At 41.2% G+C, this 12,427-nt stretch carries 10 protein-coding genes; 6 read left to right on the top strand and 4 right to left on the bottom strand.

Annotated features, from left to right (window positions below; translation table 11 throughout):
* Positions 1 to 112 precede the first annotated feature (112 nt).
* The 5 genes from ABJE44_RS13590 to ABJE44_RS13570 are packed head-to-tail and all read left to right on the top strand — an operon-like array spanning position 113 to position 7,815.
* Complete coding sequence (locus tag ABJE44_RS13590; protein ID WP_348110244.1) at positions 113 to 1,801, top strand: di-heme oxidoredictase family protein; 1,689 nt, start codon at positions 113 to 115, stop codon at positions 1,799 to 1,801.
* 23 nt (positions 1,802 to 1,824) lie between these two features.
* Positions 1,825 to 3,279, top strand: a complete 1,455-nt coding sequence (locus ABJE44_RS13585; protein WP_348110243.1) for a di-heme oxidoredictase family protein — start codon at positions 1,825 to 1,827, stop codon at positions 3,277 to 3,279.
* A 12-nt stretch (positions 3,280 to 3,291) separates the two neighbouring features.
* A complete protein-coding gene (locus ABJE44_RS13580) occupies positions 3,292 to 4,470 on the top strand; it encodes an imelysin family protein (RefSeq protein WP_348110242.1) in 1,179 nt (392 codons plus the stop codon).
* A 9-nt stretch (positions 4,471 to 4,479) separates the two neighbouring features.
* A complete protein-coding gene (locus ABJE44_RS13575) occupies positions 4,480 to 6,696 on the top strand; it encodes a TonB-dependent receptor (protein ID WP_348110241.1) in 2,217 nt (738 codons plus the stop codon).
* A 15-nt stretch (positions 6,697 to 6,711) separates the two neighbouring features.
* Positions 6,712 to 7,815 carry a DUF1513 domain-containing protein gene (locus ABJE44_RS13570; RefSeq protein ID WP_348110240.1) on the top strand — a complete coding sequence of 368 codons (1,104 nt, stop codon included), beginning with the start codon at positions 6,712 to 6,714 and terminating at the stop codon, positions 7,813 to 7,815.
* A gap of 114 nt (positions 7,816 to 7,929) precedes the next feature.
* Here ABJE44_RS13570 and ABJE44_RS13565 read toward each other — a convergent pair whose 3' ends face one another.
* A complete protein-coding gene (locus ABJE44_RS13565) occupies positions 7,930 to 8,235 on the bottom strand; it encodes a hypothetical protein (RefSeq protein ID WP_348110239.1) in 306 nt (101 codons plus the stop codon).
* A gap of 454 nt (positions 8,236 to 8,689) precedes the next feature.
* On the opposite strand from ABJE44_RS13565, the gene ABJE44_RS13560 reads away from it, so the two are divergent.
* Positions 8,690 to 9,376 carry a hypothetical protein gene (locus ABJE44_RS13560; protein WP_348110238.1) on the top strand — a complete coding sequence of 229 codons (687 nt, stop codon included), beginning with the start codon at positions 8,690 to 8,692 and terminating at the stop codon, positions 9,374 to 9,376.
* Between the two features lie 233 nt (positions 9,377 to 9,609).
* Here the strand turns inward: ABJE44_RS13560 and ABJE44_RS13555 are convergent, their stop codons facing one another.
* From ABJE44_RS13555 to ABJE44_RS13545, 3 genes are all read right to left on the bottom strand, one after another.
* Positions 9,610 to 9,867: a DUF3081 family protein gene (locus tag ABJE44_RS13555; protein WP_348110237.1), complete on the bottom strand. Its 258-nt coding sequence runs from the start codon at positions 9,865 to 9,867 to the stop codon at positions 9,610 to 9,612.
* Between the two features lie 43 nt (positions 9,868 to 9,910).
* Positions 9,911 to 11,044, bottom strand: coding sequence for a DUF1533 domain-containing protein (locus ABJE44_RS13550; protein WP_348110236.1), 1,134 nt, complete (start codon positions 11,042 to 11,044; stop codon positions 9,911 to 9,913).
* Positions 11,045 to 11,331: 287 nt separating this feature from the next.
* The gene (locus tag ABJE44_RS13545) at positions 11,332 to 12,381 is read right to left on the bottom strand and encodes a PLP-dependent cysteine synthase family protein (RefSeq protein ID WP_348110235.1); all 1,050 of its coding nucleotides are present in this window, start codon (positions 12,379 to 12,381) and stop codon (positions 11,332 to 11,334) included.
* Positions 12,382 to 12,427: the final 46 nt, after the last annotated feature.

The raw sequence follows: 12,427 nt of genomic DNA, 5'->3' as shown, positions 1-12,427 counted from the left end.
AGACCACTTCAAGTAATTCAGATTCGTTATAAATATCAAGGGGCTTAATAAGCCCCTTTTTTTGTTAAATGTGTATAATCACTATTCTCATTTACAACAGTGTTTTCAAAGTATGAATAAAAGCGTTAACCTCACCTCGCCTACAGCAATAGTTTTAACAGGTTTTACATTTTTGTGTTTAATCATCTCTGGTTGCGGTGGTAGTAGTGGCAGTAATACTCCTGTTGTTGTTATTACAGATCCCGATCCACAGCCTGAGCTAGACCATAGTGGTTTAACGCCCATTGAGACTGATGTAATTGAAAGTTCAGAATATCTTGCAGGTGGAGATGTCACTACATTTAAAACCGATGACGGTGCATTTGAAGCAACCCCCAGTATCATAGACGATGACTTCACCGATGCTAGTTTATTTGTCCAAGGTGACCACTTATTTAGAACCGCGCATGATGATTCAGGTCCACTCATGAACAGCAGTACCTGTCAAAGCTGCCACATTAACGACGGCCGTGGTGAAATTCCTACCGATATAACTGAAGCCTTCGAAAGTACCTTAGTAAAAATTGCTGATTCTTTAGGTAATGAAGACCCAATATACGGTGACCAAATTCAAACGTTTGGTAAGCAAACCACAGACACTTCATTTCGAAACGCCAACTTACCTGTATTCGGAGGCTCAATAAATGGTGATGAGCTTTTTGGTGAAGCTTACACCTATGTGGAGTACGAAGAAGTGAGCGGAAGCTACCCAGATTCTACAACTTACAGTTTACGTAAACCTGTATATAAAACAAAAGACATGAGTTTCGGTGACTTTATTGATGATGTTCAGTTTTCAGTACGCATGGCACCCAGCGTATTTGGCACTGGATTATTAAACGCCATACCAGAAGACAATATTTTAGCCCTTGTAGATGAGCACGATGCAGATAACGACGGCATATCAGGTAAAGCCTCTATGGTTACTCATGCCATAACCGGCGAAACCATATTAGGGCGTTTTGCCTATAAAGCCCAAACACCTAGTGTATTGCAACAATCTGCCGGAGCCTACCGTGGGGATATAGGTTTAACCAATAGTTTATTTGTTGAAGAATCTTGTACAGATGCACAAATTGCTTGTCAAACTGTGGCAGAACAAGAAGGGCAAATGGGCGAAGACTATGATGTGTCAATCCGTGAATTGGCACTGGTCGAATTCTACACCCGGGTATTAGGCGTTCCTGCTCGCCGCGGGTACAACACAACCACACAAACATGGGACACAGATATAAGCCAAGGCCGGACACTCTTTTTTGAAGCCAACTGCACAGGTTGTCACACTCCCCGCCATGTAACTGGAGAGGCAGCAGGTAGCTTATTAGGTGAAATTCCACTAATTGGCGATCCCGATGAAGCCGCTGAGCCTATTGAAGCATTATCGAATCAAACTATTTACCCTTACACTGATTTATTACTACACGATATGGGTGGCAGTTGTGAAGTGACTCGTGAAACCGATGCCGGCCTTAGTTGTTCAGAAGGTGAAGAATGCATGTATGTGCAACGCTGCGAAGGGTTGGCAGATGGCTTAATTCAAGGCATGGCCACAGGAACAGAATGGAAAACACCTGCACTTTGGGGAATTGGCCTAGTACAAACAGTCAATGCAAAGTCAACCTTCTTACATGATGGCCGAGCTCGCACCATAGAAGAAGCAATTTTATGGCATGGTGGTGAAGCACAAACCAGCAAAGATAACTATATGCAACTTGATAGCACCGAGCGTGCCCAGTTGTTAGCCTTTTTAGCATCACTTTAAGCGAGTTAGGTACATTCAAAAATATGCTAAAAGCCAGTTTTTTTATAATTATATTCAGTGGGTTGTTCGGGTGCTCTAAGGCACCCAAATTTGACCAAACTGAGCTACAACCTGGTGGTGATATTACCGCCAAGCGAGTTTCTCACCGTACTTATGTAGTTGAAGGTAAAGGCGTAAATGCCAAACAAAAATTAGATTTTTGGACGGGGTTTTCGTTATTCCGGGATCCTTGGGTCATAGCGCCTAGCTCAACCAAAGACCGTGATGGCCTAGGCCCACTATTTAACACACGCTCATGCATTAGTTGCCACTCTAGAGGTGGCAGAGGCCCAGCTCCAGAAGTAGGTTTATCAAGCCCATCGGCCATGGTTATTCGCTTAGGATTAAAAGACCAAGACTCTAGCTTCAGTCATTACTCAAAAAGTCCTTCATCAGAAATTTATGGAGAGCAAATACAAACTCGGGCTATTAATACCGTTCATGAGACTCAATTGCCGAAAGTCATTAAGCCGGAAGCAAAGTTAAATTTGGCATATGAAACCATAACGGGCCAATATGCTGATGGCAGCGAATATCAATTACACAAACCTAGTTATCAATTACGAGAGCTTAATTACGGAGAAATAGGCAAAGAAGCGGGATTATCTCCACGCTTTGCCCCTGTGGTGTATGGCGCAGGTCTACTCGATGCCATTGCAGAAGCTGACCTATTAGCACAAGAAGACATAGACGATAGTGATCAAAATGGCATATCGGCCCGTTATAACCGAGTACCTATGGTAAAAAAGCATACTTCTGATGATGCTTACGCAGAGCCAACCCTAGGTATTGGTCGTTTTGGGTTTAAAGCCAAACACCCAACTTTGGCACAGCAGGTTGCCGCCGCTTTTAGAGATGACATTGGTATTACTAGTTCTTGGTTCCCAGCTGAATCGTGTGGTCCAGCTCAAAAAGGGTGTGCGATAGCATCAAAACTGGGTAGGCATACAGACGTAGAAATACCCAATAAGTTATTAAAACTAGTGGTAGACACTAATCAATTTATGGCTGTACCACCCACTCGTAACTTGTTATCAGAAGAAGCCCAGCAAGGCCGCGAGCTTTTTTACAAAGGAGGCTGTGCCTTATGCCATACTCCTAGCTACACGACTGCAGCAGATTATCCTGTTGCAGTGTTAGCCAATCAAAAAATTTGGCCGTACACAGACTTAGCTTTACACGATATGGGGGCTGGTCTTGCGGATGGGGTTGTCGAAAACGACGCGTCAGGTAAAGAATGGCGCACTCCACCACTTTGGGGGTTGGGCGCTCAGAAAGTATTTAGAAAGGCCCCCTTATATTTACACGATGGTCGAGCAAAATCAGTAGCTGAAGCCATTTTATGGCACGGTGGTGAAGCTCTTGCCAGTCAAACATTCTTCAAAAATTTAAGCCAAACAGAGCGTCAAGAACTACTAACGTTTTTAGATGCGATATAGGAGCGGTTCAATATGATAAAATTAGAATACGGCTTTAAAGCCTCCAAAGTATTAGTAGCCGCAGGGTTAAGCACCTTATTAAGCGCTTGCGGTGGCGGTTCATCAGGTGGCACATCAACCGAAACACCAACAACACCTACAACTCCCACAGTGGATATCAATACTGAGTTTGCTGATTATTTAACAGACTTAACTGATAACCATATTATTCCTAGTTATGAGGCAATGTTAGCCCAAGCCCAAACACTAAAAAGTGCTGGCGATGTATTTTGTGCGTTAACTTCACCTAACACTAGTGAATTACAAACATATCAACAAACTTGGTCATCATTTAACAGCGCATGGCAAAGTATCCAGTGGTTAAAGGTGGGTGCAGTCGTTGAAGACAGCCGTTTATTCAGGATTCAACTTTGGCCTGACGAAAATGATGCAGTGAGTCGCGGTGTAGAAAGCCTACTACTAGAGCAAATCACAGTAACCGCAGATGATGTCTCGGGTGTAAATGTTGGTGGACAAGGGATCCCAGCACTTGAGTACCTGCTTTTCCCTGAGGATTCTAGTGACTCCTTGATCAATGCTAGCGACAAAGCAAAACGTTGTGAAGTCAGCCTAGCCATAGCCCAGAATCTAGTCAATATCAGCGACGATATTGCCACAGATTGGCAAGCCTCTGGCGGTAACTATAGAGCTCAATTTATTGAAGGAACAGGTGACTTTAGTTCGGTAGTCGATTCAGTCGAAGAGTTAACTACTAATTGGTTAGAGCATATTGAGATTGTAGAAGATTCTAAATTGTTTGAAATATTAGGTGAGGAATCGCCAGGCAATTACCAAGATGCTGAACACATATTAAACGACGAATCGCTGCTGAGTGTTGCCATTAATATTGAAACCTTTTTAACGATCTATACTAATGACGATGGCAAAGGCTTTGACTCTATTCTTATCGATTTTTTAGAACAGCAATCAATTAGTGACGAAATCACAATTTCGTTAACCAGTGTGTCATCTCAAATCACCCAAATTAACCTAGATTTTGATTCATACGAAACAGCATTAGCAGACTCTGAAGGCCGAGAAGCAATCACTAATTTAGTGGACGAAATGCGAATTCTAATCGACTTAATAGACGTCAGCTTTACCCAAGCTTTAGATCTGAATTTAGGCTTTAACTCATCAGACGGCGATTAATCATTTAATATGCGAAGTATAAAAACTATGTTGTTACACACCACATTCTCTAAAGTTACCCTAGGTATCACCTTAGCGTTGTCGGCTATGCCAGCAACCCTTATGGCTGCCGAAGAGCCAAAGACGTCAAATATTGATGATGTCATCCAAATATTTGGTAATCAAAATGCTCTAGAAACCGCAACGGGCTCAGGATTTGTATTAAATGAAACCGCCCTAGAGCAGTTTGAATTTGATGACATTCACCGCGTGTTACAAAGTGTACCCGGTGTTTATATTCGAGAAGAAGACGGCTACGGATTACGACCTAATATTGGATTACGTGGTGCCACTAGCGAGCGAAGTAGCAAAATTGCTTTAATGGAAGATGGCGTATTAATCGCACCTGCGCCCTACTCAGCTCCTGCAGCTTATTACTTTCCTAACGTGTCACGTATGACTCAGCTAGAGGTATTTAAAGGCCCATCAGCCATTACATATGGCCCTAACACTGTAGGTGGCGCAATTAATATGTTATCTCGCGCTGTCAGCCCAGAAGATAGCGGCGAATTTGATGTAGCAGTTGGCGAGCAGGCTTACGGAAAGATACATGGCCATTATTCAAAAAATATCGACAATATCGGCATTTTAGTTGAAGGAGTACATTTACGAGCAGACGGTTTTAAAACCTTACCCGAAGATGACAATACCGGCTTTGTAAAAAATGAAGTATTAGGTAAAGCTAACTACAGCTTTGAAAACGACCCATATAATCAACAGATTCAATTAAAAGTGGGTTATTCAGAAGAAGTGTCTCACGAAACCTACTTAGGCATAACCGATGCAGACTTTGCTGAAGACCCTTATCAACGTTATGCCGGCAGTCAAAATGACAAATTTGATTGGGAGCACCTACAACTACAAGCTTCTCATTACATAGAATTAACCCCAGACATGACAGTGGTAACACAAGTCTACAGAAGAGACTTCAACCGTGATTGGGATCGCCTAAATGGGTTTAACTCTAGCCGCAGCTTAGACACTATCTTATCTTCACCAGATACCGGCTTAAATAGTCGTTTTCTGGAGATTTTAAAAGGTGAAGAAGACTCACTTACCTCAGATGAAACCCTAGTTTTCACTTTGAACGACCGCACATTTTACTCTCAGGGCGTGCAATCAAAACTGTCTTGGGATACAAACCTAGGTGATGCAGACATGACCATAGATGCAGGTTTTCGGGTGCATCAAGACCAAGTAGAAAGACTTCACAGAGCGCGCTACTTCGACATGGTAAATGGCCAAATGATTTTTGCAGGTCAACTGGACGACGTTATCACTAGTAACAAAGACACCACCACCGCCATTGCCGCCTTTGTGAATTCAAAAGTTCAGTTTGGTGACTTACATACCTCTTTGGGTTTACGAGTCGAAAACATAGATGGCAAGTCTAACGACTACCTTGCTCAAACGGTTCAAAATAACAGCGACACAGTTGTGCTACCCGGTTTAGGTGCTTTCTATCAAATCACCCCACAGTTAGGTATCTTAGCTGGCGTAAATAAAGGCTTTGTACCCAATAGTCCAGGTGAAGAAAGTAGCATCAAACCCGAAGAAAGCTGGAACTACGAACTAGGCTTACGGGCAAATGTAGCCGACTGGAATATGGAAGCCATTGGCTTTTTTAATGATTACAGTAATCTAAAAGGCAGCTGTACCTTCTCAAGCGGTTGTACCACAGAACTTGACGTGGAGTTTAACGGTGGTGAAGTAGACATCTACGGTTTAGAGTTAAGTGCTAATGGCAAGATAGCAATATCCCAAAGTATTACGCTACCTATTAACCTAGCTTACACCCACACTCAATCAGAGTTTCAAACCACCTTTGATTCAACATTTTCTCAGTGGGGCAACGTAGTCACAGGCGACGAACTCCCCTACTTACCTAAAAATCAATTTAACCTTCAAGTCGGAGTTGCAGGAGACAATTGGCAACTAGATATAGCTTACAAATATGTAGCTGAAATGTCTGAAGCATCGGGCACAGGTGTCGAGCTAGAAGGTGTGTATACTTCTAGCATTAGCCAAATTGACCTTGCTGCTTGGTATCAAGTGAATGACGCACTACGTATTTACAGTAAGCTAGATAACCTCACCGATGAAGTAGAAATAGTATCTCGCAGGCCTTTCGGTGCACGCCCAGGTAAGCCAAGACAATTTATCATAGGCGCAAAATACGCCTTTTAACTAAGGCTAAGAATCATGACGATTAACCGAAGGCAGTTTATTTTAGGCTCAAGCCAAGTTGCACTAGCAGCTTGGTTGTTACCTGCGTGTACCACTTACCAAACAGAACAATGGTTAGTCAGTACCTGCAACGACCCACAAGGTCAAAACATGGCCGCAGCCATCAATAGCCAAGGACAAATTGTCAATTCAGTTAAGCTACCGGCTCGAGGTCATGATTCATTAGCTTTACCTCACAAACCGGGACACGCCTTAGTATTTGCCCGCAGGCCAGACCGTTTTGCCGTTGAAGTCGACTTTATCAATGGCCAAATCAATCACAATATTGAAAGCCAAAGGGACAGCCACTTTTATGGCCATGGCGTATTCTCAAAAAATGGGGAATACCTCTACACCACCGAAAACTTGTATGACAGAAAACAAGGTATAATTGTGGTGCGTGATGCACAAACCTACCAAGTAATTGATAGGTTTAGTTCAGGTGGAATCGGCCCCCATGAATTAACCTTAATGCCTGATGGTAAAACCCTAGTGGTAGCCAATGGCGGCATTGAGACCCACCCAGAGCAACCGCGGAAAAAGCTCAACCTAGACACCATGCAACCCAATTTGGCATACATAGATACAACAACCGCTAAAGTATTGGCTAGCTACGCCCCCCCAGACAACCAGTTAAGCATTCGCCATTTAACAGTAAGAGAAGATGGCGCAGTATTTACAGGGGCACAATACCAAGGGCCTAAATCAAACATGCACCCTTTAGTGTTTTCACACCAAGGTGAAGACACCCTACAATCCTTTAGTGCAGACACAAGCCAGCTGTATAAAATGCAACAATACACCTCAAGCTTAGTGGTTAAAGACAAGCTACTATGCGTAAGTTGCCCAAGAGGCTCACACCTAAGTTTTTGGGATACCAACACCCACCAATTTATTGAAAAACAAAACTTTAGTGACGCCTCAGGCCTAGCCCTTTCAAAAGGCAAAATACTCGCCTCTAGCGGCAAAGGCTATTTAAAAAAATTAGATGAATCGGCACCACTAAAGGGCATAGCCAACATCAATACCCTACCCATAATGTTCGATAACCACATGACTATGATTGAAGGGGTGGTTTAGGTTTTAGGGAGTGGTTGTAGAACAAAGACTTCCCTAAGGAGAGTTTTTAAAGCGCTTTGACCGAAGGCCAGAGAATAAAACTGCCAATGAGTTTGTGGGCGATAAAATTATTTGTTATGTGTCACTATCATTAAGCTTTTTTGTTTTAATTAGCTTATATAAATTTCTGATAATATCCCACAAAGATACTGTAATTATTACCAAACCTAATATGAAACCATAACCGTCTGAACGACGTCCATCAAACCATTCTTCAGAGTTTTCAAATCTTGTATACATCCAAAAACAAAGTAACCCCCCAACAACGATCCCCAATAAATCTAGTAAAAACGTTTTGTGTGAATAAGGTTTATAACTAATTTTTTCTTGTTCCCTTGTAATTAATTCATCTCTTTGAGATTTGAAGCATGGTTGACACATCAGAGGTTGTGTTTATCTGTAGAATAGAGAATATTTCTCATTACATTTTGGGCAAAATTCAATCATTTTGTCTCCCCAATATTTTAATATACTTTGACACTCTATCTAGGCACCCAAGATAAAATACTTCGCAGAACACGTCCATTTAAATGCATATAAACAAGGCAATTACTAAAGGTTAGGTTTCGTTCTAACGTTAATTTCAAGATAGGCACCAAGTTTAACAAATAGGAAGCTTTTATCTGTATTTCAGACAAGGAGTGGCGTTTAAAAATTAACTGTGGACAGCAAAGTTGATTATTTTATAGAACACCCTAGTTCTAGCGAGATTGGTTAATATTCGCCCGTAAAGTCATTTACAAAACAACTCATCAACAGCCCACCTATAAGTTCCTTTGCCAGTATCCTATGAGTCTTGTAGACTTTAACTTATCAATATCACACAGTACGGACTATGCCCCCTAACGCAGAATTAGATAAATATCGTCCGAAAGTTAACCCAAATGAAATTATCGCACTTATCACACGTCACCCAGGGCTAACCGTTTTTTTAATCTATGCAACCATTGCAATCGCTGGCTTTGTCTATTTACTGACTTTTTATTCTTATTTTAATCTACCTATCACGACATACCTTGAAGTGAGCGATATTCTCGTAGCAGGCATCAAAGATCCTATGGTGATGTTAATGGTATTCGGTGCATTTAGTGTGGTTTTTATAACCTGGGCGGTGACATATATTCATGCGCCTGTTAGCGCTTGGTTAGACAAAAAGTTTAATCATGGGGCGTTAAGAGTTATCCCTTTTTTAGCAGGGGTTCAAAGCGCACGATCATTTTGGTGGGGCGCTTTTGCCATACTGTTAGTTTATTTTGTGATTTTTATTAGTATGCACTCAAAGAATAAGGCCGAGTTAATTATAGATAAAAAATATGGTCTCGTGACCCTAGACGCTAAGGCAATCTCTAACCCAAGCCATGAATATTCATTATTGAGCACCTCGATAAACTATATTTTTCTGTATGACCATCAAACAAAAAACACCATAGTGCTACCACTTAATAATATAAATTCAATTACACCTAGACCTCAGATAATAGAAGAAGCGACTCCTGTAGCAGGTAAAGAGAAAAACCTATAAATTAGCTCCCAAAGCCATGCCTTTGAGCCTCAGCGACTACATATTTCCCACTCTAGAATTTGCATATTGAGTGGCCGACATGGGGAAAGCCTATTTCTTTAGGGGCGCAGTTACCGAGATTGCGGTGAGCACCGCAATTAATTTATTAAGTGAAGCGCATAAGTAAACGTAGCAAATGCCTTATGACAAGCGATAGTTCTAGCAATCTAGCCAAATAGCCAAATAGCCATTAACTAATAAGTCTGCTCTATTGCAGTCATCTTTTTCAAAAACTGCTCTAAATGTTCTTCTTTTTCATATTCAAAAGCATATTGATTGTGAAAACCAAATCGCAACATCACCAACGCATCCTCAATAAACAGGGTGTAACCGTCAAAATCAGTTGAGCCCTTTAGCCCACCTAAAATATATTGCTCTTGTTGTTTTTCACCATGCTCTCGCATTTTATCAAATACAGATAATACAAATTTACTGTCTATTTCGTTTTTCACTTCAACCTACCCTTCAATCTAAGAGTACTTAAATGGTTGCATATCATAGCGCTTCAGCAGGCGAATTAAAAACTCGCCAGTTACTCTTTAAATCTAGATCATGGTTATTAATACTAAGGCTGAAACGTCCTGTGGTCCCAATAAAGCGTGTATTATCCCAATCCTCTTTAGAAATCATAGCAACAAGGTTCGGTCCAGATTGCAACATACTGCTAGGAACATTAATAATTAGCGATTTTTTGGGCCAACTTTTATCATCTAACAATTTACCATTAATATAAATCTGCTTAACCTGATGGTTGTCGCCCAAATTAAAACGAATAGCTTTGCTCGGAGCTGAGGCGAAGTTGACATATTTTCTAACGAGTAAGGGCTGATTGCTAGGTAGGTTTTCTAGTGAACTTAAATTAGCTAATGGCCATGAAGAATCATCAAATTCTGGTTCTAAGAATTCATTTTTAATTGGGTTAGAACCCCTCTCTTTTACATCAGCTTGCCCAATAATAATTCCGCTAACCACTTTTTTGTGAGACCCATTACTAAAAACCAATTGAAATGGTCCACCTGCACTTTGAGCCGGCATAGTCACCTGCCATTGACCATCACTGGCAGCTTGAACTCTAGCCATGGTATGGGTTGTTTTATTTTTTATAAGCTTTATATCTAAGGAGCTTCTAGGCTCTGTAAATCCGCTGACTTTGATTTCTTCACCTGGTTGTAAGTGCATGTCATCGCTAAAAAGCGTGGAAAGGATAATTCCGCCATCTGGATTACGTAACTTACTAGTTTTTGGACCAATGTAAATGTCATTGACAACTGCTAGACGCTTATTATCTATCACTTTAAGCTGATAGGGTCCACTAGGGCTTTGCGGATTTAACGATACATGCCAATTACTGTCGCTTTTTACTGTCACTCTAGCCATAGTAACAGTGGCATTGTTTCTTATTAGCTTTACATCTAATGTATGCCCTTGTGGTGCCCGTCCGCTCACTTCGATAGATTTGTAGGCTGGTAGCGTCATTCCATCCACAAAGCTTGCTGATAACTCAACACTACCGACATCTGCGGCATTTATCTGACTCGACACACCTAACAAGCCACCTAAAGCCAGTGATATTAGAGCCCTCTTGACCCAACTTACTCCTTTACTTTTTACTACCCTGTTAAACCGCATTTGTCTCATTTCCCCGTGAGAATGTCCCCAAGTTCATACCCTTGGTGATTATTATTTATATTAAGTTGAATAAAGCTAGGACTTCAGTACACACCTCAAGTAAGACTAACTTAGCCAATTAGTACTGTAAATTGGTTCATACAAAAACAAATCATGTCTGGTTTTCAGACAAATATAAGCAAGCTTTAGGCCTAATTACCTTAGCCATAAATTGTTCATACAATTTTAGTATTTAAGTAAGAACTAAGAGGTTGCAGTGAGTATATCTAAACAACGTTTAATACATATTAATCACTGGATAACCACCAGCATAGCTCTTCTGTAATAGCGTCCAAATCACCTATATTTTCAGCAACCCAGTGATTGTCATAGTAGCTATCTAAGTAACGCTCTCCACTGTCACACATAACACTGACGATAGATCCCGCCTCATTGTTATCCATCATTTGTTTTGCAAGTTGTAATACTCCCCATAAGTTTGCACCAGTCGAGGGACCTGCTTTGCGACCAATTAACTGTTCTAACCAGTGAATAGTGGCGACACTGGCAACATCAGGGACTTTTATCATTTGATTAATAACGTCAGGCTGAAAAGACAACTCTACCTTAGGTCGTCCTATACCTTCTATTTTGCTAGAAGTATCTGAAGTTAAACTGCTGTCTTTATTGATAAAGCTGTCATAAAACACTGAGTTTTCTGGGTCAACTACCACCAACTTAGTATTGAACCCTTGGTACAAAATATAACGGCCTAACGTAGCTGAAGTGCCACCAGTTCCGGCACTCATGACTACCGCGTTTGGAATAGGATAACGCTCATGCTCCATTTGCTGAAATATACTCTGGGCGATATTATTGTTGCCACGCCAATCTGTAGCCCGTTCTGCATATTTAAATTGGTCCATAAAATAGCCGCCCATCTCTTTGGCTAGCCTGATGGATTCATCATGCATTTGAGGAGCGGAATCAACAAAATGACACTTTCCACCATACATTTCTATAAGCTTAATTTTACTTTGTGCGGTACGCTTGGGCATCACAGCGATAAATGGTAGCCCAATCATTCTCGCGAAATAGGCTTCCGATACTGCGGTACTACCAGACGATGCCTCAATTATTGTAGTGGCTTTGGTGATTTTTCCGTTACACAAAGCATATAAAAATAACGACCTTGCAAGGCGATGTTTAAGGCTACCTGTTGGATGAGTACTTTCGTCCTTTAGGTAGATATCCACATTCGTTAATCTAGGAATATCTAGCTTAAACAAGTGGGTGTCTGCTGAACGATGTGCATCAGCATTGATTTTTTGAATGGAATCTTTAACCCAGGAATTCATACCAGCCCTTCTTTTTTATTTTTATGGTTTGTTACTTTATCAAGCT

This window comes from Paraglaciecola sp. (genome assembly GCF_039942875.1).
Lineage (GTDB): Bacteria > Pseudomonadota > Gammaproteobacteria > Enterobacterales > Alteromonadaceae > Paraglaciecola.
This window is presented reverse-complemented; position numbering and strand designations above follow the sequence as displayed.